A 22788-nucleotide genomic window follows, 5' to 3' on the forward strand; every position below is an offset into this window, starting at 1 on the left:
CACGAAGCAGCCCGGCGGGGCATGTAGTGCGGGCCACATGTCGCACGTGATTGACCGGAACACTGTGGGGTACAGGCAGCGCAAGAGACAAACGCAACCGTGCGCGCAGGAGGACACCATGCCGGAGCGTGGCAGCAGCAAACATGGACCCCGGCAGGACGACGAGCTCAAGCATGAGCTGCACGGATTGGAGCAGGCCGACCGCCGGGCGCGTGCCGAGGAGTGGCGGGATCCCGAGCCTCCGGCCGACGATGATCCCGCCACCTACACGCCGTCCGATCCCGACATGCCTCCCGCCGACGCCGGGACCCGACCGCCGGTTTATGAAGCGGACAACGCCGACGCGACGGTCGGCCCATCAGCATCCGGGTCGGCTTCACCGGAGGCCGGCATCGTCGCCCAGACCGTCTCCGATGTCATGACCCGCCGGGTCATCGCCTTGTCCATCGACGCCTCTGTCACCGACGCCGCGATCGCGATGAAGAACAACGACGTAGGCGAAGTCGTCGTCGCCCACGACGGTGCCGTGCGCGGAGTGGTGACGGATCGAGATCTCACGATCCGGGTGGTGGCCGAAGAACTGGATCCGGACCGCACCCCTCTCGAGGAGATATGCAGCGAGGAGGTCGTGGCCGTACGCCCGGACGCCCCGGTGGACGAAGCCGTCGCCCTCATGCGGGCACGTGCGTTGCGCCGCCTTCCGGTCGTCGACGAGGACACGCGCCCGCTGGGCGTTCTCTCGCTCGGCGACGTCGCGGTGTCGAGGCAGCCGGAATCACCGCTCGCGGACATCAGCGCGGCTCCGCCGAACCGCTAATCGGCCGCGAACGCGGCGTCGCGAACCTCGGGGGCCAGACTGCTCGTCAAATAGGACGTCGTCCCGTCGGACAGCAACTCACGTGCGGCCGTCGCCAGCGCGCCGTAAGCGACCCACGCCAGCGATCCGCCCACGGACACCCGGCGAACCCCGAGTGCCGCCAGCTCCGCCGTGGATGGAACACCGGGCAGGGTCAATACATTGACCGCGCCGCCCACCTCGCGCACCAGGCGTTCGATGTCGACTGCCGCCGTCAGGCCCGGCGCATAGACCACGTGCGCTCCTGCCGCCCGGTAGGAGGCCAACCGCTCGACCGTATCGGTAAGATCGTCGACGCCGTACAGATGATTGTCCGCCCGGGCGGTCAGGACCAGACCGTGCCGGTCGGCCACCTCAGCCGCGACCCGCACTCGCTCGGTGGCCAGATCGACAGGAAGTACGCCAACCGAGGGCTCGTAGTCCTCGATCGAGCATCCGGCCGCGCCGGTGCCGGCGATCAACTCGACCGTGCGGGCGACGCCACCCGGCGAGCTGGGATAACACCCCTCCGAGTCCACGCTGACCGGAACGGACACCGCTTCGACAATCGCCTCGGCGTGAGCCAGCATCTCTTCGCGGCGTACATGCTGATCGAGGCGCCCCAGCGAGCTCGCGTGGCCAGAGCTGGTGGTGGCCAGCGCCGCACTGCCCAGGTGCTCAAGTATTCTCGCCGAGCCAGCGTCCCATGCGTTCGGCATGATGAACAGGCCGTCGTCGTGCATAGATCTGAAGCGATCCGTCATATCCATTGCTCCTCGTGAAGTCTGGCCCTGCAGCGTCTGACGTGTGGAGCCTAGCGGCCGGGTGATGCCACCCACTGGCGGGTTTCAGCCGCCAACCAGACTTGGCCTCGGACACGCGTTGAATGGTCCAGCGGTCAGCTGGCACCACGTACCCCGGGCAGTTCACGCCCGGTCAACGCGCAGGCGTGGCGGACGTGATCTCGCAGCGAATCCGCGAGTTCGTCGGCTCGTTCCCGGACCATGTCCCGACGACGCGGCCACGGCACGGGCCGGGTCTGGATCGGTGCGCCGGCAACGACATCGATCGACGTGCGCAACCGTGGCAGGCCTTTGGCCGATCCGGGCGCCGGGCTACAGCCCAGGGCGGCCACCGGGACGACGGGCGCCCCCGTGCACAGCGCCAGATAGGCCACGCCGGGTTTGATCTGTTCGAAACCGCCGGGGCCACGGGTTCCTTCGGGATAGATCGCGAGGACGTCACCGCGATGTAAGACCGCAAGGCAGTCTTTGACCGCTACCGGGTCGCATGCGAACCGGTCTACCGGGATCTGACCGATCGCTCGAAGAGCCACGCCGGCTGGTCCGGCGAACATCTCCTGCTTCACCAGGGCATGGACTGGCCGTTTGACCAGTGCGTACAACAGCGGGCCATCAAGGATGCTGGTGTGATTGGACGCGAGGATCACCGGCCCGCCTGCGGGAATCACGTCAAAGTTGTGCAGCCGGACCTTGAATGCGGAACGCACGAGCGCGGACGCGAGTGGACGCGCTGCGCGCGCGGCCCGCGCTCTCGGGCCGGGAACGTCATGCCAATAGTCCGGAGCTGCGGCAACCGTCATGATCCTTTCCCTTCCCGGCGAGCTTCGTTCACAAGGCAATGGAGACGTCTAAGTGACGTCGACGCGACTCATGCCCCGTCGTGCCAGGTCCAGTACCCAGAATGGTCTCGCTGAGCCGACCGTCGTTGAGAAACGGGGTCACCGCGTCGCGTATTCGTCAGGCCGCGACGCCGCGACTGCGCATGGCGTCCTCGACTATCGTCAGCCCTTCGAGGCCGGGCATACGGGCGATGTGGCCGTCGATCTTGCGTATCTCCGCGAGCCCGTCCGGTCCGCTGAACAGGTGGCTCATCACGTGCACGACCTCCTCTTCCGGCATCACGCCGGAGCCGACCGGCGCCCAAGCCTTACGCAGGGCGAACCGGGCGAAGAGACGTGCCTTCTTGCTGTCTTCCAGCCGCTTACGGGCCTGAGTTGCGTAGAAGGCGACATGCCGGGCCTCCTGTTTGGCGATCCGCCGGAGCAACTCGGCGAGCGCCGGATGGCCTTCGAGCGTCGCCAGCCGGGTATAGGCGGCACTCGCCGACCATTCGTTGACTGCGCCCCAGATCATGTGTGTCGCGATGAGGTCGGCGCCCAGCACGTTGCCGAGCACCGATTGTTTCACCGGGTCGAGACGGTCCTTCCAGCCGACCTTGAGCCGCTTGGCTTTGAGCGCGTCGAAGTCGACGGTGATGCCGTGCAGTCCCAGCACCGCGGCCAGCGCTTCACCGTGCCAGAACTCTTCACGGTTCCAGATCGTGAAGAAGGTGGCGACGTCGCCGTCCTTGTGCGCCGGGGTGACCAGCAGATCGCGGAGATAGCAGACGGTGTGGTACTCGACATCGCACATGTACCGAAGACTCCGCAGCGTGTGCGCCGGGAGCGGATTCTCCCGGAAATCGTCGAACGACAGGTCCTGCCACTGCACACGCTCGGACTTGGTCGCGAAACGATCGATGTCAAAAGCCATGAGATGTCCTGTCGTCGGTCTCGTCGCCGCGATCTGTCCACGGCGCCTTCTTCCGCGATCCGACCGAGCGGCGCGGTGTCTGACCAGCGTGCCGGTCCGTTATTGCGGTCCGCCCCCAGTCGAAGACTGTCCACGATTGCCTGCGCGCGTGCCGGTAGAGCTTGCTGTCAGGGTTGACGGCCGCGGGGTGGCCGAGCAACTGCAGCCAGGCCACGTCCGCATGGCTGTCTCCGTAACCGTACGAATGCCGTAGATCCATACCGTGGTGATCGGCGTATTGGACGAGCCAAGCCGCACGGGCTTCGTCGACCAGCGGCGGAGCGTCGAGATAGCCGGTCAGCACGCCGTCGTTCTGGTGCATACGCCCGGCGATGACGTCATCGAAGAGGTGTGCGATCGGCTCGACGAGGACGTCGATCGAACCGGTCACGAGCACGGTGTGATGCCCGGCGGCGCGGTGTGCCTGGGCGCAGGCAACCGCGTCAGGGAGCACTCGTTGCCGCAGTGCTCGGCCGAACGCGCCCTGTGCCTGCCGTTGTATCTCGCTGGCCGGAAGACCCTCGTAGCGGCGGGTGAAGGCACGGATGAACTCGCCTCGGTTGCGCAGCTCACTGCGGACGTAACCGGGCAACGACACCGCGAGACTGCCCAGTTCGCGCGGCCAACGCGACATCGGCGCCATGGAACGGCACAGCCAGAGGTACTGCTCGATGAGGTTCCAGTCGAGTACGGTGCCCTCGAGATCGAACACGGCCAGCGCATCGGATCGCACGGACAACATGCGGGTGGGCTGTGGTCGCGAGGCGGGGCGGTTCACGAACGCGCGGCTCAGCGATGTGACGGCCGGGAAATGAACCTCTTGCAGATAGTGCCGCCAGTCGATCTCGGTGACGTCGAACCCGCGGTGGCCACGTTCGGGCTCCGGAATAGACCTGTGCAACTCCCGGGCCCGTGCATCGTCGAAAACGATCTCGGTCTGCACATAGGGCCGGTAGAGGTCGGTGAGTTTGCGCAGCGAACGGAGGTCGCGCTGGAGGCTGTGCACTTTGTCGGCCCACCCGCGCGAACGCGTAGTCATCGGCAACCGGGTCAGCAGCCAATCCGCACTGGTGACCAGCGCTTCTCGCTGCCGCATCGCACGGTCCACGCGCGGGCCGCCGGCCAATCGCCAGCTCGGCACCTGGACGTGTCCGTCGTCCTTCGGTAGCGGCGAGTTCACGAAGAACTCGCGGACATTCTGGTACATCTCGTGGAATGCCAGCGGATTGCTGGCGCCGGAACCGAGATGGAAGTAGCGGCGCCCAGCCGGCTCCGGCGGTGTTAGCGCCGCGGCGATAATCGCGTTCACGACAAAGTCGACCGGGATGATGTCGAGGATGCTGTCCGGCAACGCCGGGAAGTCGGGCAGCTGTCCACGGCCGTAGGCCAGGATCAGCGGGTCGGCCACTTTGAAACCGTCGATCCATCCCGGGAATGGATGCCGGAGTGCGCTTTCGATGATGGTGGGTCGCAGCACCGACAGCCGCTGCCCCTCCCGGTACCACAGGTCTTCCGCAGCCCGCTCGGCCAACGCTTTGGTGAAGGTGTAAACGTCTGTCCAGCCGAGCGTCTCCGCCCGTAGTCGCCCCTGGTCGATTAGCCGTTCGTTGACCCACTCCTGCCTGGCCTGCTCGGCGGCGTTGGTGACCGCCTGGGGGCCCACCTTGCCGTGCTCAGCACGAGCTTGGTCCAGCAGCTGGCGCAACACCACGGGGTCGCGTGAGGCGAGTTCGAGGCTTCGCCGGGCCGTGTGCGCCATCTCGGCCTCGGCACGCCAGTCGACGTCGTGGTTGAGCGACTGCTCAGGCGTGATCCCTTTGCGCAGCCCGCCCACGTAGGCGGTAGAGACGTGGATCACGTGGGGTGTCGCGCCGGCAGCCCGCAGGCCTCCGTACAGCCCCAGCGCCCCGCCCACATTGGTATCGAACGCTTCGTCTATCGGTGGATCGAACTTCACCGCGGACGCGCCATGGATAACCGTGTGGAGATCGGCCGGTAGCTCCGGCATATCCGTGAGATCCCCGGCGATGACGGCGATGCGTTCACGGGCGATCCGGTCGGCTTCAGCCGCGCCGATGGACCGCCGCCACGTGCGGAACACCGGCTTGCGCAGCAGTTTGGCGAGGCGGTCTTCGGCCGTGAGGCTTCCTTTTGGCCGGATGATCACTGAGATCCGGGTATCCGGGTGCCCGGACAGCAGCCGTTCCAGCACTGCCTGCCCGACGAAGCCCGTGGCTCCGGTCAGCAGGACATGAGCGTCCGACAGCGTGGACCCTGGCGTGGTCATGTGCGGCTCCTGAACGCGGATTGGGTGAGTCGGCGCCACGTACCCGACAGCGATGCCGGGGTGCGCGGCAACGTTGACGCTGCCACCGAGGCACGCGCCAGCGCAAGCTGTTCCAGGCCAGGCAGTGTCTGGATGCGCCGGTCGATCCTGTCGACAAGCCTCGGCGCCGGCGCCAGGACGTGTCCGAAAAAGAATGCGGCGTCTGGCGTGGCGTCCTCGTCCAGGCTCGATGGCCACCCGGCACGTCGCAGCCTCACTTTGGCCAGCCTCTGGGCCCGTGGGGCGCCACGGAGCCGGTCGTGCGCCTCGGCCTCGAAGAACTCCAGATGCCGCGCCTTGATGACGAGCACCTCGCCGAGGAACCGGGCCAGTTCCGGGTGCCCGTCGAGCGACAACAAACGTTCATACCCGGCCTGGCACAACAGCTCGTCCAACGTGCCCGCGGCCATGTGCACGGCGACGACATCCTCGCCGAGGGTGTTGTCAACCAGTGACCGCCGGATCGGGGCGATTCTGTCCGAAAACCGGCGCCACGCGACCACGCCGTTGGCCCCCTGGCGGCTGACCTGCGCCGGTTGGAATTCGTGCCTGGCGAGCATCGCGTCCACAGCGTCGGCCACCCAGTACTTCTCGAATGCCCATGTGGTCAGGAACGCCGTGACCCGCGCGTCCTTGTGCGTTGGTGTCACCAGCACCGTGCGCAGGTAGCGCATCGTCGAGCGTTCGAGATCTCGCATGTATCGCAGGCTGCGCAGCGTTGACTGCCCAAGCGGACGCACATCGAACTGGACGAGATCGAGTCGATCGCGGTGGCTCCCGGTGGCCGTCCGGGCGAACTCCCGGATATCGAAGGTGTTCTTCGGCTCGACGCTCACCGGCTCATCACCCTTTACGAGCACCGGTGACCTCGCTTGTTCGGGGAACTGACCGGACACGACGCCTGCATGATGATCACTCCCGACAGTTTGCCTCAACCACCAAAAACGAACCTTCGTTCTCTTAATCTCCCACACCCGACCCAAGCCTGAGACACCGCCCCCCAACGGACTACCCAATCCGAACATGCCCTCACGGCGAACCGCGCAAGGCGTCCAGGCCGCCTGCATACAGGCTTGCTTCAACATTGCCCACGAACAGGCCTTGCAGGATGTAGCCCATGATCACTCCGAACAGCACCTTGGCGACCTCGTCAGGGTCAGCGCCGGCCGCGACGCGACCAGCCCGTTGCTCGGCCGCCACGAGATGGGAGATCATGCCTTGAATTCTGCTATATCGCCCTCGGAGCATCTCCAGCAGTTCGTCGTCACGCAGGGCCTCGGCCCACACCTGAGGCGCCAGCCGGGCAAAACCCTGCTCGCCGAACGCGAAGCCGCTAGCCGCCTCCAGCCCTTGCCGCATGGCGTCGGCCAAGCCGAGCGGAGGCTCTCGTGTGAAAATCGACTCGACCAGACGATCGACTTCACCAGTCACTTCCTCAGCGATGACCGTGATGATCTCGCCCTTGCCTCCGAAATGGCCGTAGACCGCTCCCGCCGACAGTCCAGCCTCGGCGAAAATATCGGTCATGGAGGTTTGGTGAAATCCCTCACGGACAAAACATCGGCGTGCCGCGGCAAGAATCTGCTGGCGGCGCCGATCGCTATGCTCTTGCGACACTCGAGGCATGCCATGAACCGTAAAACGAACGTTCCTTCTATACAAGGAAAGGGAGTAGTCCGGTGACAACTCGCAAGAGCTGGCCCGACCCTTCGACCGACTCGCGCGCACGCGCGCCGGAGGGGGCGAGCACCACCTCGATCGACGGTCGGCAGCCACCTATGGCAGATTAAGAGAACGAAGATTCGTTTTAGGCGAGCACGAGAACGACAAGGCGGGAGTGATCACACGTGTCGCTACGTGGAACGGCGCACACATCGACCGCGCTCATCACCGGCGGCACCTCAGGCATCGGCCTTGCCTTCGCCCAGCTTCTCAGCCGCCAAGGCCACAACGTCATCCTGGTGGGCCGGAACACTGATCGGCTGCATCAGACCGCCCATCAGTTGAGTTCATCCACCGGGCAGCAGGTTGACACCATTCAGGCCGATCTGGCCGATCGCGCCGACGTCCAGCGCGTCGCCGAACGGCTTTCATCGCAGGACGAACCGGTTGACCTGCTGGTCAACAATGCCGGTTTCGGCGTTCACGCCCGCTTGACTTCTGAGGACGTCACGGTCCACGACGAAGCGTTCGACGTCATGTGCCGGGCAGTCCTCGTACTGGGCGGCGCCGCCGCAAGAGCGATGCTGGCGCGCAAACGTGGCACGATCATAAATGTGTCTAGTACCGCCGGATTCATGGCCATGGGAAGCTACTCAGCGATCAAGGCGTGGGTGACGACCTACAGTGAGAGCCTCGCCGTTGAACTCCGCGGCACCGGGGTTCAGGTGACCGCGCTCTGCCCGGGCTGGGTGAAAACGGAGTTTCACCAGCGCGCCGGCATCAACACAACCTCCATCCCCTCGTGGCTTTGGACCGACAGTGAACGGGTTGCCGCCACGTGCCTCAAGGACGCCGCCCGCGGCAAGGTGATTTCCATCCCCAGCAAGAGATTCCGGGTCTTGATGTGGGGTATTCGTCACCTACCCAGGAGCGCCATCCACGCCGCGTCGGGAAGAATCACATCGAAGCGAAGGGCACCACAGTCAGAAAACGGGGAGGTCCGTTGAATCTGAAGATGGCCCCGAGCGGCACAACCCGCACGAAGCGCTACCGGCGGTTCAACTCACGTGCCCTGGCGATCCCACGTTTCTGCATCCAGCGAATGATGCTGAAGCCACTGGTGTGGTCCTTGACGTCGGTTCGGGTGCAGTCCGAGTCGGACGTGAACAAGATGCCGCTGCCGTTCATCGTGGTCGCCAATCACGCTAGCCACCTCGACACACCGCTCGTCATCGGCGCACTTCCCCGGCGCTTGTCCCGTTACCTGGCCGCCGGGGCTGCCGCTGATTACTTCTTCGAAGTGCGCTGGCGCAAATGGCTCACGTCGTTGGTCTTCAACACCTTCCCCGTCGATCGCACCGGCAACCGCTCCCACTCCGGCGTCTCCAGGGAGCTTCTCCGGCGCGGGGTACCCCTGCTGATCTTCCCCGAAGGCGGTCGGTCCGCCTCGGGCCGTATCGGTTCCTTCAAGCCTGGCGCTGCCGCCCTGGCGATCACCTGCGACGTGCCCTGCCTGCCGGTGGCCATCGTGGGAGCCCATGAGGCCATGCCCCGCGGGAAGAACTGGCCGGTGCGCGGACGGCCGCCCATCGTCGTGTCGATCGGTTCGCCCGTGCGCGCTGAACCGGATGAGACCGCCGGCGCATTCACTCAGCGGCTGGCGGAAGAGATCCGCCGGCTCCATGCCAGGAGCGATTCGAGCGGGGACAGCAATTCTCGCGTGGTGAGGGGAGATCAGATGACTGCCGTCAAACACATGAAGTGGTGGGGCTGGGGTGATGAAGGGGTTTCGTTTGAGTACCGGAACAAGCCGGAGTTCGCGCCCTTCGTCCAGAAAGCGGTAGGGCTCGACGTCACCACTCCCCCCGTTCCGCCGTTGTCGTTCGACGAACTCGAGGTGCCGGCGCCGCGTATCGGTGAGCAGTTACAAGAACAACTCACCGACATTCTCGGAGCCGAGCACGTTCACACGGACAAGATGAGCCGAGTCGTGCACACCCTTGGCAAGGGCATCCGGGATCTGCTGCGGATCCGGTCCAGCGACCTGAACCGCTGTCCGGACGTCGTCGTCTATCCGGCCGACGAGGAACAAGTGCGGTTGGTCGTCGAGGCGGCCGTCGAAGCCGACGCGGTGGTCATCCCCTTCGGGGGCGGCAGCAACATCTCCGGCAGCCTCGAGCCTCCTCCGGAGGAGCAACGCGTGGTGATCTCGCTGGACCTCGGCCGGATGAACCAGGTCCTGGAGATCGACGAGAACTCGGGACTCGCCCGAATCCAAGCAGGCGCGCAGGGTCCCGACCTCGAACGCGCACTCGCGGCGCGCGGCTGGACCATCGGCCATTTCCCCGACAGCTTCGCCCACTCCACGCTAGGCGGCTGGATCGCCACCCGCTCTTCTGGAATGCAGTCCGACAAGTACGGCGACATCGCCGACATCGTCCGTGGCCTACGGCTCGTACGGTCAGGCGGTACCGTCGCCCTGCGCCCCCTCCCCAGCACGTCCACCGGCCCGAGCATCAGGGAGATGATTCTCGGCAGCGAAGGCCGGCTCGGGGTGATCACCGAGGCGACGGTCAACGTCCACCGGATCCCGCCGGTACGTAAGGTGCTGGCTTACCTCTTCCCGTCATGGGATGCCGGCCTCGCCGCCATGCGGGAGATATCCGAGAGCGACGCCAGCCCGTCGGTGACACGGGTGTCCGACGCTCCGGAGACCGCGTTCTCATTCGCCACCCGCACAGCGAGCAAAGGGCTCAAGTCAGCCAGCACAAAGGCCCTGACCAAGGTTTTGACCATGCGCGGCTGGGACCTCGATCAGCTCTGCCTGTCCTTCATCGGTTACGAAGGTAGTGAATCCCACGTCAAGTACGAGAAGAAGCTCGTCAAACGCATCGTCAGCAAACACGGCGGGATGTACATCGGCGAAGGGCCCGGGGCGCTGTACGACCAGAAGAAATTCGACACGCCCTATATCCGCGACTTCCTGCTCGACCGCGGCGCCGCTGCCGATGTCTCCGAGACGGCCGCGCCTTGGTCCAAGCTCCGGCATCTCTACGACACCACGATGGCCGCCGCCCACAGCGCGTACGACGACCTCGGAGTACGCGGTTGGATCATGTGCCATCTCTCACACTCGTACCACTCCGGGGCGTGCTTGTACTTCACCTTTGCTTTCGTGCATGGCGACGAACCGCTCAAGCAGTACGACCACGTGAAGTCGGCGATCCAACAAGCGTTTATCGACGCAGGCGGGACATTGTCACACCACCACGCGGTCGGCGTCGAGCATGCGCCTTGGCTCACCGACGACATCTCCGAGGAGGGGGTCTCGTTGATGCGTGGTCTCTTCGAGAGCGCCGACCCGCGGAGAAATTTCAATCCGGACAAGATCATTCCCCGCTCCTAGTCGGAATGAACGTGGTTTCTCCCCGCTCACCACGCGAGACACCCCCGGACCTGGCCGTCGGCGAGGTCGTGGCCGAACGCGTCTATGCGCTGACCCGCAACGACCTCATCCGCTACGCCGGTGCTTCGGGCGACTTCAACCCCATTCACTGGAACCAGCGGATCGCGGCGTCTATGGGTATGCCGGGCGTCATCGGCCACGGCATGCTGACCATGGCGCTCGCCGGGAGGCTGCTGACCGACTGGCTCGGAGATCCGGGGGCCGTCATCGAATACGGCGTCCGCTTCTCCAAACCGGTCGTGGTGCCGGATGACGACGTCGGGATCAAAGTCCACGTGAAGGCGACGATCACGGCTGTGCGCGACGACGGCGTGCGCGAGATCACCCTCGAAGCGCTGGTGGACGACAACAAGGTGCTGACGCGGGCTCGGGCGCTGGTCAGGGGTTCGTCGTCGTAGTCGCCGAGATTGACAGGCGGTCCGTCGCAATCTGGGCCGCGCGACGCCTACAGTAGTCGTCGTCGCCTGCGTTGATTGGATTGCTTGTGCCTGTTCCCACCCGTGCCACCTATGCCGCCCTGGCTGGAATCGGTCTTCTCGTGCTCAGCGCCTGTGGAAACGGTGACGATTCCACGGCAGCCACCGTGAACGGCACCGAGATCTCGGCTGAAGACGTCGAGGCCCAGTCCGAGATCATCGCCGAGAATCCCGCAACCCAGCAACAGATGGAAGGCGCGGACGAGGAGCAGGTCGAGCAGCAGCTCAACGCCGACGCGCTGAGCCAGCTGATCTTCGAGATCGTCATGACGGACGGCGCGGCCGAGCTGGGTGTCGAGGTCACCGACGACGACGTCACACAGACCACCGAAGAGATCGCCATGCAGTTCGGTGGCGAAGACGCCATGTACGAGGAGCTTGAGGAGCAGGGCCTCGATCGCGACGAGGTCGACCGCCAGCTGCGGTTCGCCGCATTGCAGGACGCGATCATGGTGGAGCTCGGTGCCGGCGTCGACGACGAGGCCGTCGAGGAGGCGTACGCCGAAGGCACGCCGGCCAGGCACATCCTCGTCGAGGACGAGGACGAGGCCAACGAGGTCTTCGACCGGATCGACGGAGGTGAGGATTTCGCGGAGGTTGCTCAAGAGACTTCGCTCGACGGTAGCGCCGAGGCCGGTGGCGACCTCGGTTTCATCCAGCCCGGCATGACCGTGACGGAGTTCGAGGAGGCGCTGTTCGCCGCTGACGAAGGCGAAGTGGTCGGCCCGGTCCAGAGCGACTTCGGATACCACGTGATCCAGCGGCTCGAGAAGCCCGAATTCGAAGAAGTGCAGGACGAACTCCGCGCCAACCTCGAGCAGGTCAGCATGCAAGAAGGCCAGATGGCGTTCCAGGATTTCATCACCGAGCAACTGCAGGCGGCCGACGTCGACGTCGACCCCGAGTACGGCGAGTGGAACGCCGAGATGGGTCAGGTCATGCCCGACGACCCCGTCCAGCCCCCGCAACCGGAGCAGCCGCTACCCGAGGATCTCGATGACCTCGACCTCGAGGATCTCGACCTCGAAGACCTCGAGGATCCCGAAGACTCCGACGACTGACCCGGTCGTTGATCATTGGTGGTGAGCCATCCAAGCAAGGCGACGACCCCGGTGTGACTTCCACCGCAGCTCCGAGGCGTTCGCCCAGCAGCGATGCCGGCCACGATGGCCCCACGAGCCAGGCAGCCATCGCTTGAACCCCGGGATCGAGAGCGTCTCAGATGCGGAAGGCCGTGCGATAGGCGGTTGGGCTGACGCCGACGGCGCGCTGGAAGTGTCGTCGCAGGGTGGCAGCGGTGCCCATCCCAGACTGAGCGGCGATCTGCTCGACGGAGGCGCCGGTGCGCTCGAGAAGGTCTTGGGCCCTGGTGATCCGCTGGTGATGGAGCCAGGTCAGTGGAGCGAACCCGGTTTCGGCCAGCATCCGGCGGGCCAGCTGCCGGGTACTCAGGCCCGCCCGGCGGGCGAGTTCCTGGACAGTGAGAGGTTTGTCGAGGTGAGCACGGGCCCAGTCCAGTGCCGGGCCGAGCTGATCGGTGACCCGCGGATCAGCCGGCGGAGTGATGAACTGCGCTTGCCCGCCAGGCCGGTGTGAGGGAACCACGAGGCGACGCGCCAATCCGTTGGCCGCGGCGGCGCCGTGGTCGAGGTGTACCAGGTGGAGGCACAAGTCGAGCGCCGCGGTTTTGCCGGCGGAGGTCAGCACCTGTCCGTCGTCGACGTAGAGCACGTCGGCTCGGACATCGATCCCGGGATGGAGCCGGGCCAGCTCCTCGGCATGCATCCAGTGTGTGGTCGCGGTACGCCCATCCAGCAATCCTGCCGCGGCGAGCACGAACGACCCCGTGCACAGCGCGGCGATTCGCGCTCCCCCCGCGTACGCGAGGCGTAGCGCGTCCAACAAGGCAGGATTCGGCTGCCCGTGGAGGACGCTGGTTGATGGAACGATGACGGTGTCGGCCTCGGCGAGTGCCGCCAGGCCTTCGGTCTGAAAGTTGGGCAACCATCGGGCTGGGCTGCCGTCAGGAGTGCAGGCGATCAGCTCGTACCACACCCCCGAGGGTGACAGGTCGCGGCGATCCACGCCGAAGACTTCGGCGGCGATCGCGGTCTCGTAGAGCATCGAGTCCTCGTGAAGAGCGATTCCGACCACTGGCATGTCTGAAACTGTACGCATAGCGTCAGATCGGACTATCGCGCCTGAGCCCGCGGCGTGATGGGATCAGGGTCATGGACAGAAAAGTGCTGGTGTACGGCGCCTACGGACATACCGGTCGGTTCGTGGTCGCCGAGTTGCTGCGACGCGGGTTTCTGCCGGTTTTATCCGGGCGGAACCAAGCTGCCCTCGAGGCACTCAGCGGCCGCTTCCCCGGATCGGAGATACGCCCAGCGACTATCGACGACGAGGCGTCGCTGCGGGACGCCGTCGGCGGCGTCTCAGTGGTCGTGAACTGCGCGGGCCCGTTCCTGGACACGGCTATTTCGGTAGCGACTGCCGCCGTCGGCGCCGGGGTCCATTACCTAGACGTCGCCGCGGAGCAGGCAGCGGTCCAAGGCGTCTACCGCGCTCACGAGGACCTCGGGTGGCCAGCCGATGTCGCCGTGATCCCGGCCATGGCGTTCTACGGTGGGCTGGCTGACCTCCTTGCATCCGCCGTCATGGGCGACTGGGACACGGTCGATCGGATCAGCGTCGCGGTCGGGCTGGACCGATGGTGGCCCACCCAAGGCACGAGGATCACGGGCCGGCGCAACACCGCGGCCCGCCTCGTCGTCGACCACGGCCGGCTGATACCCGCCCCAGCACCACCTCCGGTCCTGCACTGGGACTTTCCGGGCGCCATCGGGCCGCAGACCGTTGTCGGGACCCCCTTCACTGAGATCATCACGATGACCCGCCACTTGAACGCGTCCCAGATCGACACCTACCTGACGACGAACGCGCTGGAAGACATCCTGGATCCAGCAACGCCGGCCCCGCGTGCCGTTGACGACTCCGGCAGATCGGCCCAGCAATTCGTCGTGGACGTCGTCCTACGCCGCGGGGAACAACAACGCCGGATCTCAGCCGAAGGCCGCGACATCTACGCCGTCACCGCGCCCCTCGTGGTGGAAGCGGTCCAGCGACTCAGCGACGGCCGGACGCAGATATCGGGCGCGGCCGCGCCCGGTGAGGTCTTCGACCCCGCCGACTTCTTGGGCGCACTCAGCCCGCGCCACCTGACGATCCGCCCCCACTAGCCATCGCCGGCGCGTGCGGCCCACCCTTGCCACAACTCACCAGGCACGCGCAGCAGATGGCTTTATCGCCGATCAGGGCAGCGCTCAAGATGACACTCCGTAGCGGGCGGCGAGCGCTGCGGCGCGGGCACCCACGGCGGCGCGCAACCATTCCGGATCGAGCGCTTCGGCGTTCGTGGAGAGCTGCCACAGCGCCCATTCAGCGTGTCTCGAATCTTGGAAGGTGACCTCGAGGCGCCGCCAGCCGTCCGCGTCGGTCTCCTCGGCGAGGATGGCCACCGCGGTGTCCACCAGGTCCTCTCGCCTGGCCGGATGCACTCGTACCAGCACGGTGACTTGGTCACCGCCGGCCCGGAACCGCGCGCTGCGTTCCTGCCAGATCCGGTCCAGATCGACCTCGCTTGGTCGCTGTGCTGGTTCGTTGAGTTCCTCAGCAGCCAGTACCCGCGACAGCCGGTAGGTGCGGTCCGCTCCGGATCTCTTAGCCAGCAAGTAGCCCCGGTCGCGTACGGTGACCAGGCCGATCGGGTCCACCGTGCGCCATTTCGGTTCCTGGTCCGTGGCCGCGTAGTGGATGCGCAGCTTGTGTCCGGCGAACACCGCGCTGCGGACTTCGGCCACAATGGTGTCAGGTAGCTCCTCCGCGACCAGCCGGCGCGAGAGAAGGTCGGTCTCCGGGTCGACGAGCAATCGTTCGGCCACGTCGGCAGCAGTGCCTCGATGGCTCTCGGGCAACGCGTCCACCACCTTGTGCATGGCCGAGGCGAGCGCTGAGCCGAGCCCGAATGCCTGCGTGCCACGCCGCGACCCAGCGATCAGCAGGGCTAGGGCCTCGTCGTTGTTGAGCCCGGTGAGGTCGGTCCGGAAATCGGGCAGCAAAGCGAACCCGCCGTTCCGGCCGCGTTCAGCGTAGACGGGGACGCCGGCCGCGGAGAGCGCCTCGATGTCGCGCAGCACCGTGCGCGTGGATACCTCGAGCTCGCGGGCCAGCATCGCCGCGGACAGCCGGCCGCGCTGACGCAGCAGCAGAACCAGCGAGACCAACCGGTCGGCGCGCATGCGGAAACCCTACCGGAATACACGACACAAGATGTCGTGATTGGCTGCGAAGCTGATCAACAAGTCATCAAAAGATGGCGGCTACCGAGCCGACGGACCTACGTACCGTCGATAAACCGAACGGAGCAAAAGTGGCAATGGAAAAAGCGGCGGTCAATCCGTGGACATGGTCGTCGGAGCTGGGATACAACCAAGGTGAGATCGTCTCCGGGCACACCCGGACCCTGTACTGCTCCGGACAGACCGCGATGAGCGGCGACGGCAAACCCCAACATCCCGGCGACATGGCAGCCCAGCTGGCGCTGAGCCTCAACAACCTCGAGGCAGTCCTCAGCGAAGCCGACATGGCCCTCACCAACCTCGTCCGGCTCAACGTCTACACCACCGACGTCGATCTACTCTTCCAGCACTACGGCGTACTGGCGTCCCGGTTGGGTGCCGCCGGGGTAGCGCCAACCACCACTATGCTCGGGGTGACCCGGTTGGCAATCCCCGTCCTGATGGTCGAGCTGGAGGGAACCGCCCTCGCCTAGTTCCCGGCAATTGCTCAGGGGGATCCACCTCTCGGTAGCCGGTCGTCCGAATGATCGGCGAGTAGTAGTCGTACTGTTCGCGGTCTCCCACGGAGGTCGCGCGATTCTCGCGATACCGGGCGAGGTACCGCTCGTCGAGCGGCAGCACACCGTATTTCTCCGCTTCCTGCCACCACTTGGCGATGAGTTCTTCGACGAGCTGCGGATGCTGTCCGGCCAAGTCCGTCGACTCGGCGAAATCTCATCCAGGTGGTACAACTCCCAGTTGCCGTCGGCGACGTCGCCCCCGTGGGCAGGATTGCGCGATCAGATGACCGACCGGAGCTCCCAGATCTTGATGTCGGCGGCCACGGACCCGCTCGGCGCGCTGATGGCGACCCCGGTGCTCTCTGGCAAGGCGGGATAACACCTGCTGGTCAGCGCAACGCGATCCTGGGCGAAGATCTCGATCGTCGATCCGTCGACGATGACGTCCAGGCGCAGCACGCCGTCGTGGACGGTGAGCGGTGCCCGTTCAGCTACCGTTATGGCCTCGGGCGACAGCGTCGACGTGCTCCGGTCGAGTACGAGTTCGGCCGCCACGCGGTCATAGCTCAGCGTCGTCGATTCGCGTCCGGACGGATCACTGAGGACGTGCAGCTCCACGCTGTCGGCGTGTCGAAGATCTACGGTCAGCTCGATCCACGCGTGCCCGGCGTTTGCCAGCACGTCAGCCCGATTGCCCGACCCCAACTCAACGTGCTCATCCAAGAGGACACGGTGGCGCAGACCCGCCGCCTCCGCTACCGGGCGGCTACGCAGGCCCCCCGTCTCGTCGATCCACACCTCTCTCGGCAACGTGAGGGCCCCGGACCAGCCCTGCTGCGCCTGTCCGGCCGGCGACTGTGTCTCCTGGATCCACCCCCACATCAGCGTGCGGCCGACCCCGTCGACGGTTACAGCGGGCGCGTAGAAGGCGGATCCGTGGTCTACCAGATCGATGCCGGACTCCTTGAACCCGTCGCCGACGCGCCGGCCCGAGAAGCCCACCACCTTCCGTCGACCGATGTCGAGGTGGTCGTGGACGGAGACGATGAGGACATCGGCGTCGGCGCTGCGGACCAACTGCGGGCACTCCCACATCACCCCGGTGTCCATCGGATCGCCGAGGCTGGCGAGTCCGCGGTGGAACACCCCGGCGTACTCCCAGTCGACCAGGTCGGCGGACCGATAGTGGTACACGATCCCGCCGGTCTCACGGCTGCCGGAACCTACGAGCTGGTGCCAGCCGTCATCCTCCCGCCAGACGAAAGGATCCCGGAAGCCCTCAGTGGCTTCGGCATCCGGAGGCCCTGCGACGACCGGGTTCGACCGGTGCGGCACGAGCTGTCGGAGACCGTCGGTCGCCCGCGCGAGGCACGTGGACTGGACCTCTCCGCCATCACTGTTGCGAACGCCGGTGTAGACAGCCAGCGGACCGTCGCCACCGTCGTCGACCATGCAACCGGAGAAACAGCCGTCGGCGTCCGGACCGCCTGGCGTCGGCCGGAGTGCGATAGGCAGCTGCCGCCAGGTCACAAGGTCGGTACTGACTGCGTGTCCCCAATGTGGGACGTCCCAAGACGTCGAGAACGGGTTGTACTGATAGAAGACGTGATACTCGCCGCGCCAGTGAATCAGCCCGTTTGGGTCGTTGAGCCAGCCGGAAGGCGCGGTCAGATGGGCACGCGGTCGGGGAGCGAGCATGAAGCGGTTCTCCTCGGTAGATGTGTCGATCGGTGGTGCGCTTCGGTCCGAAACGGGGGATAGTCGTGTGCGTATTCGTCAGCCCTTCAGGCCACCTCGCATGAGCCCTTCGACGACGAATCGCTGGGCGATGATGAACAGGGCGAGCACGGGCAACAGCGAGATGACGATGCCGGCGAGCACCACCGAGATCGAGCCGGTCCCCATGTAGCCCTGCAGGTTCACCAGCCCAAGCGGGAGTGTGAACTTCTCCGGCGAGGACAGGAAGATCAGTGGCCGGAAGAACTCGTTCCAGTGGAAGTTGAACGCCAAGATCGCGACGACGGCCAGTCCAGGTTTGGCCAGCGGCAGGTAGACGCGGAAGAAGATCTGCCACTCGCCGGCGCCATCGATCGCTGCCGCCTCGGCGAGCTCGTGGGGGATCGTCTTGAAGTACTGCCGGAGCAGAAACGTGCCGAAGGCGGTGGGCCAGGCCGGCACGATCAATGCCACCAGGCTGTCTGCCCAACCGATCTCGGAGATGAGGATGAAGATCGGCACGATCGTGACCTGGATCGGCACCATGATGGTGGCGAGGACGAGGCCGAAGAGGACGCCGCGCCCGGGGAACCTCAGGCGCGCGAAGGCGTAACCGGCGAGGCTCGCGGTCGCGAGCTGGCCGAGGACGATCGCGACGGAGACGACCACGTTGTTGGTCACATAGTTGGCAAACCGGGACACCTCGAATACCTGCCGGTAGTTCTCCCAGGCGAAGTCGGTCGGCAGCCACATCGGCGGCAACGTGAAGGACTGCGCGGGCGTGCGCAGTGACGTGCTGAACGCCCATACCAGCGGGGCCAGCATGAGCACGGCCGCCCCGATGAGCAGCACCAGGACGAGGTAGCGCGTGACCCGGTTGTCCGGTTTTCCCGGCCGACCGGGGCGGCGGCGCAGCGTTCGCCGGCCCGACGGCGCCCCGGTGGACGCAGCTCCCGGTTCCGCCCAGGCGTCAGCGGCCCGGGACTGGGACGTGTTGAGCGCCATGTCGGCCTCCTACTGGTAGTGGACCCAGCGGTTGCTGAGGCGGAACTGGACCGCTGTCAGCAACATGATCACTGCGAACAGGACGACGGATATGGCCGCGCCGTACCCCAGGTCGAGGTTGCGGAAGGCCGCGTCGTAGATCGCCATGACGACGGTGCGGCTGGAATCGCCCGGTCCGCCCTGGGTCATGACGAAAGGCTGGTCGAAGACCTGCATGGCGCTGATGAACCCGATGACGCTGGCGACGAGCAGCGACGGGCTCATCAGCGGGACGATGACGCGACGTAGCCGGGTCCATCCGCGGGCACCGTCGAGGTCGGCGGCGTCCAGGACGTCCTGCGGGAGGTTGGCGACGCCGCCCAGCAGGATCAGGAACGTGAACCCGAGCTGATGCCAGACGAAGGCGAGCGCCACGGCGACGAGCGCCCACCGCGATGAGTTCAGCCAGGCGATCGGTTCGATTCCGAGCAGACCCAGGTAATAGTTCACGATCCCGAAGCTCTCGCTGAACATATAGCTGAGCACGATCGAGATCGACGCCGCCGACGTGAGCAGCGGGAAGACGTAGGACGCCCGGAGGAGTGTCCGCAGCCAGTTCGGCATCCGTCGCTGCAGCCCCAAGGCGAGGAAGAGGGCAAGCGACAACTGCAGGGCCACGGCGAGTACGACGAATACGGCGGTATTGACGAAGGTCGTCAGTAGGCGCGCGTCGCCAATGAGCCGCGTGTAGTTGTCCAGGCCGATGAATTCGGGCGGCCTGATCATGTTCCACCGGAACAGGCTCAGCACAAGGGACGCCACGATGGGGATCGCCACGAACACGGCGATGCCGCCGAGGCTGGGTAGCAGGAAGAGATAGCCCAGCGCGGCGCGCCGCCGCCGGACTCCATGGAGGCTGTCCGCCGCGAACGCCCGCGTGAGCGGGCTTCGTGGCGCGGGTGCGAGATCAGGTGTCATCGTTTCGGTCCCGCCGTCACGTCAGTACTGGTCGCCGTAGTCGGCGACGATCTGTTCGAGCTCCAGCTGCAAGCTGTCCATGGCCTCCTGGGGGGTCTTCTCCCCGTTCATGGCCTGCTGTGTCCAGCGGACGAATGCCTCCGTCATCGGGTTAGCAACCGGTGGCGCGGGGATGGGCGCGGTGTCGGGGTGGTCGTCGAGCGTGGCGTAGAAGATCGCCGAGTTGGACGGGCCGGTGCTGGCGTAGCGCTCGTCGGTCACCATCGACCTGCGGACCGGAGTGGTGACGTTGCCCTCGAACTCCGGGCGCAGCTCCATGACCTCGCGCTTAGCAGTGTGCTTCATCCACGCCCACGCGGCCTCCGGGTTCGCGGTGTCGGCCGCTATCGCGAAACCGGCCGTGCCGAACTGGTGCCGCTGGCTCTGCCACGCGGGAAAGAGCTGGACGTCGAAGTCGTCAGGCTCCAGGCCGGCCTCGGCGAGACCGCCGGCCCAGAAGCCACCAGCGGGTGTCATGCCGAGCTCGTCGGACGCGAACAGCCCTTCGAGCAGGCCGCCGCCGCCGATCTCGACCGCGGGGGTGAGATCGTCGTCGCGCAGCCGCATCATGAACTCGAGAGCCTCGACCACCTCGGGCGAGTTCGCCGTAGGCTGCTCCCACCGCCAACCGCCTCCCCGGTTCTCCGCGGCCGGGTCGTCGGCGTAGAACCGGTCCCAGAGCCACTCACCACCAGGCGCGCGTTCTTCGGTGAAGAGGTTGCCGTCGTTGACGAATATCCACGGCATCCAGGAACCCCACAAGCGGTTGGTCCAGCCGTAGCCGTATTTCCCGGTGGCGCCCTTGATCTCGCGGGCATAGTGCTCGAATTCGTCGACGTCCCAATCAGGCGCGGGCATCTGCAAGCCGGCCTCTTCAACGAGGCTGGCATTGAGGTACATGTTCGCCGCGTTGAAGTCGTCCGGCAGCTGGTACAGCGAGCCCTCGTACATCATCGCCTCAACCAGGGCCGGGTGGACGTCGGCGAAGTACTCCTCGAGCTCCTCGGCGTCGCGCTGGACGAACTCGTCGAGCGGCTGTGCCAGCCCTTGCCCGGCAAACAGTTGCGTGCCTTCGGTGGCGACGTTGATCAGGTCCGGCGGGTTCCCTGCGGCGACCTCAGTCAGGATCTTGCTGAAGTAGTCTTCCCAGTCGGTGCCGTTAATCGGCACGAACTCGATCTTGATGTCCGGGTACTCCTCGTTGAAGCTCTGGACGCGCGGATCATCGATCGCGTCATTGGCCGTGAACATCGCGATCCGAAGCGTCCCGCTCTGCCCGTCCCCGGCGGTCGCGCCGCCGTTGTCGTCGCCGCCACAGGCGGCCGCGATTAGGCCGATAGTGAGAACCCCGACGCTGAGTTGGAACGCACGGCGACGCGCGAACGGACGTGGCCTACGGGTGGCTGGATGAGTCATGGCGTTGTCTCCTGTCTTGCCGGTGCCGACCGGCAACGGGCTGATGCCGAGACCATGCACAGAATCGACTCACTTACAGTGCAGAATCGATTCTGCAGTGAACCGGACCCTAGCCCGCGATGTCGGGCGCGTCAAGACCGTGTTAGCCGTGCGTTACGCGGCCACAGCAGGGAGCAAGGTGGCAAGCCTGCTTGTCAACGGCCGGAAGGATCAGCCTCGGGAGTAGTCCGATGGCGGCGCGACAGATTGGCGGACGACGAGCGGACATGGCATGAGATGCTGCACCGGTTCCAGATCCGGATCCTCGATGTGGCGAAGAAGCTGCTCGAGAGCCCAATGGCCCATGGCCTCGTGCGGGAGCTGCATCGTGGTGAGGCCAGGGCTGATCCACTCCGTCAGCAGCTCAAGGTTGTCGAAGCCGACGATCGACACGTCGTCGGGAACACGGAGACCGAGCGTTTCCGCCGCGTCGTACGCGGCCGTGGCTGGCCGGTCACTGAAGCAGAACAACCCGGTGGGCCGGTCGGTCCGGTCGAGCAGATGTCGCGCGCTCGCCGTGGCCGTGATGCGATCTTCGGGAACCGTGATCTCGACCAGGCTGGGATCGAACGGGATCCCGGCGTCGGCCAGCGCCCTGCGATAGCCCTCGAGGCGGAGGAGCGTGGCCGGGATGTCGGCGACGTTCTGCAGGTATCCGATCCGCCGGTGACCTGCCTCGATGAGCTGCGAGACTGCGTCGTAGGCGCCCGTGATCTCGTCGGGCACCACGCTGCTGAGGCTCCCCCGAGGATCGCGGGCGTCGAGCATGACGGTGGGGGAATCGGCGAGCTCCGCGGGTGGCTCCTTGACTTGATGGTACGTGGTGGCGTATAAAAAGCCGTCGACCTGTCGCTGGCGGAGGTCCCCGATCGCGCGTCGCGCCCGCTCCTCATCCGCCATCGTCTCCAGCACCACCAGCATGAAGCCGGCCTTCCAGGCTGCTTCGTGTGCTCCCCTGATCATGGCGCCAGCGAACGGCTCCGACGCGATGTCGTCAGAGATCAGGCCGATCGTCAGCGACCTCTGCAGGCGAAGCCCGCGGGCCAGGCTGTTCGCCCGGTATTCGAGTTCGGCGGCCGCCTGCTCCACGCGGCGCTGTGTCTCCTCCGGGATACGGTCGGGCTTGCCGTTGAGAACAACCGATGCGGTGGTGCGCGAGACACCGGCTCGGCGTGCCACGTCGGCCAGCCGGACCCGCGTCGGCTTAGGCATGTGCGAGACCCCCTTCTCGCGCTCAAGTCTACGTGGTGGCCAACAGGCGGGATCCGAGACGGCAATAAGGGTGCGAGGGTTTCCGCCACTGCTTCGGCCATGTCCACGCCACATCGATTACATCAATTGGCCTCGATCGGCCACGTCCGCGATTGCCTGGTCCGGTCATCGGCTGCCTCCTCGG

At 65.9% G+C, this 22788-nt stretch carries 20 protein-coding genes; 7 read left to right on the forward strand and 13 right to left on the reverse strand.

Going from position 1 to position 22788, the window contains the following annotated elements; all coding sequences use genetic code 11:
* The first annotated feature begins 118 nt into the window (after positions 1 to 118).
* Positions 119 to 817 carry a CBS domain-containing protein gene (locus F7O44_RS26230; RefSeq protein ID WP_222851716.1) on the forward strand — a complete coding sequence of 233 codons (699 nt, stop codon included), beginning with the start codon at positions 119 to 121 and terminating at the stop codon, positions 815 to 817.
* Here F7O44_RS26230 and F7O44_RS26235 read toward each other — a convergent pair.
* The 6 genes from F7O44_RS26235 to F7O44_RS26260 all read right to left on the reverse strand — a co-directional run bounded on the left by F7O44_RS26235 (position 814) and on the right by F7O44_RS26260 (position 7381).
* Positions 814 to 1599, reverse strand: a complete 786-nt coding sequence (locus F7O44_RS26235) for an isocitrate lyase/PEP mutase family protein (protein WP_162453296.1) — start codon at positions 1597 to 1599, stop codon at positions 814 to 816. The two genes, F7O44_RS26230 and F7O44_RS26235, sit on opposite strands and share 4 nt — an antisense overlap.
* Positions 1600 to 1733: 134 nt before the next feature.
* Positions 1734 to 2438, reverse strand: coding sequence for a lysophospholipid acyltransferase family protein (locus F7O44_RS26240; protein WP_162453297.1), 705 nt, complete (start codon positions 2436 to 2438; stop codon positions 1734 to 1736).
* 157 nt (positions 2439 to 2595) lie between these two features.
* Positions 2596 to 3390, reverse strand: a complete 795-nt coding sequence (locus F7O44_RS26245) for a ferritin family protein (RefSeq protein WP_162453298.1) — start codon at positions 3388 to 3390, stop codon at positions 2596 to 2598.
* Positions 3380 to 5716 (reverse strand): HAD-IB family hydrolase, encoded by a 2337-nt coding sequence (locus tag F7O44_RS26250; protein WP_162453299.1) that lies wholly within the window; start codon positions 5714 to 5716, stop codon positions 3380 to 3382. Before F7O44_RS26250 ends, F7O44_RS26245 begins: the two co-directional genes overlap by 11 nt.
* Positions 5713 to 6591 carry a hypothetical protein gene (locus F7O44_RS26255; RefSeq protein ID WP_162453300.1) on the reverse strand — a complete coding sequence of 293 codons (879 nt, stop codon included), beginning with the start codon at positions 6589 to 6591 and terminating at the stop codon, positions 5713 to 5715. Before F7O44_RS26255 ends, F7O44_RS26250 begins: the two co-directional genes overlap by 4 nt.
* Before the next feature lie 193 nt (positions 6592 to 6784).
* A complete protein-coding gene (locus tag F7O44_RS26260; protein ID WP_162453301.1) occupies positions 6785 to 7381 on the reverse strand; it encodes a TetR/AcrR family transcriptional regulator in 597 nt (198 codons plus the stop codon).
* 221 nt (positions 7382 to 7602) lie between these two features.
* Between F7O44_RS26260 and F7O44_RS26265 the strand changes: the two genes are divergently transcribed.
* The 4 genes from F7O44_RS26265 (at position 7603) to F7O44_RS26280 (ending at position 12420) form a co-directional block, all read left to right on the forward strand.
* Entirely contained in the window at positions 7603 to 8424 is an 822-nt protein-coding gene (locus F7O44_RS26265) for an SDR family NAD(P)-dependent oxidoreductase (RefSeq protein WP_222851717.1), read from the forward strand.
* A complete protein-coding gene (locus tag F7O44_RS26270; protein ID WP_162453302.1) occupies positions 8421 to 10823 on the forward strand; it encodes an FAD-linked oxidase C-terminal domain-containing protein in 2403 nt (800 codons plus the stop codon). Before F7O44_RS26265 ends, F7O44_RS26270 begins: the two co-directional genes overlap by 4 nt.
* Before the next feature lie 5 nt (positions 10824 to 10828).
* Entirely contained in the window at positions 10829 to 11281 is a 453-nt protein-coding gene (locus tag F7O44_RS26275; protein ID WP_162453303.1) for a MaoC/PaaZ C-terminal domain-containing protein, read from the forward strand.
* 86 nt (positions 11282 to 11367) lie between these two features.
* Positions 11368 to 12420, forward strand: coding sequence for a peptidylprolyl isomerase (locus F7O44_RS26280; protein ID WP_162453304.1), 1053 nt, complete (start codon positions 11368 to 11370; stop codon positions 12418 to 12420).
* Between the two features lie 157 nt (positions 12421 to 12577).
* Here the strand turns inward: F7O44_RS26280 and F7O44_RS26285 are convergent, their stop codons facing one another.
* The gene (locus tag F7O44_RS26285; protein WP_162453305.1) at positions 12578 to 13519 is read right to left on the reverse strand and encodes a GlxA family transcriptional regulator; all 942 of its coding nucleotides are present in this window, start codon (positions 13517 to 13519) and stop codon (positions 12578 to 12580) included.
* Positions 13520 to 13590: 71 nt separating this feature from the next.
* Between F7O44_RS26285 and F7O44_RS26290 the strand changes: the two genes are divergently transcribed.
* On the forward strand, positions 13591 to 14601 hold the full coding sequence (locus tag F7O44_RS26290) for a saccharopine dehydrogenase family protein (protein WP_162453306.1): 1011 nt from the start codon (positions 13591 to 13593) through the stop codon (positions 14599 to 14601).
* Positions 14602 to 14685: 84 nt separating this feature from the next.
* Here the strand turns inward: F7O44_RS26290 and F7O44_RS26295 are convergent, their stop codons facing one another.
* Positions 14686 to 15660 carry a helix-turn-helix transcriptional regulator gene (locus F7O44_RS26295; RefSeq protein WP_162453307.1) on the reverse strand — a complete coding sequence of 325 codons (975 nt, stop codon included), beginning with the start codon at positions 15658 to 15660 and terminating at the stop codon, positions 14686 to 14688.
* Positions 15661 to 15797: 137 nt separating this feature from the next.
* On the opposite strand from F7O44_RS26295, the gene F7O44_RS26300 reads away from it, so the two are divergent.
* A complete protein-coding gene (locus F7O44_RS26300; protein WP_162453403.1) occupies positions 15798 to 16193 on the forward strand; it encodes a RidA family protein in 396 nt (131 codons plus the stop codon).
* Between the two features lie 306 nt (positions 16194 to 16499).
* Here F7O44_RS26300 and F7O44_RS26305 read toward each other — a convergent pair whose 3' ends face one another.
* From F7O44_RS26305 to F7O44_RS26325, 5 genes are all read right to left on the reverse strand, one after another.
* Positions 16500 to 17918: a glycoside hydrolase family 32 protein gene (locus F7O44_RS26305; protein WP_162453308.1), complete on the reverse strand. Its 1419-nt coding sequence runs from the start codon at positions 17916 to 17918 to the stop codon at positions 16500 to 16502.
* A 78-nt stretch (positions 17919 to 17996) separates the two neighbouring features.
* Positions 17997 to 18941 carry a carbohydrate ABC transporter permease gene (locus F7O44_RS26310; RefSeq protein WP_162453309.1) on the reverse strand — a complete coding sequence of 315 codons (945 nt, stop codon included), beginning with the start codon at positions 18939 to 18941 and terminating at the stop codon, positions 17997 to 17999.
* Positions 18942 to 18950: 9 nt separating this feature from the next.
* Entirely contained in the window at positions 18951 to 19898 is a 948-nt protein-coding gene (locus F7O44_RS26315) for a carbohydrate ABC transporter permease (protein ID WP_162453310.1), read from the reverse strand.
* Between the two features lie 21 nt (positions 19899 to 19919).
* Positions 19920 to 21353 (reverse strand): ABC transporter substrate-binding protein, encoded by a 1434-nt coding sequence (locus F7O44_RS26320; protein WP_162453311.1) that lies wholly within the window; start codon positions 21351 to 21353, stop codon positions 19920 to 19922.
* A gap of 210 nt (positions 21354 to 21563) precedes the next feature.
* Positions 21564 to 22604 (reverse strand): LacI family DNA-binding transcriptional regulator, encoded by a 1041-nt coding sequence (locus F7O44_RS26325; RefSeq protein ID WP_162453312.1) that lies wholly within the window; start codon positions 22602 to 22604, stop codon positions 21564 to 21566.
* Between the last annotated feature and the right edge of the window lie 184 nt (positions 22605 to 22788).

The organism is Phytoactinopolyspora mesophila, assembly GCF_010122465.1.
GTDB lineage: Bacteria > Actinomycetota > Actinomycetes > Jiangellales > Jiangellaceae > Phytoactinopolyspora > Phytoactinopolyspora mesophila.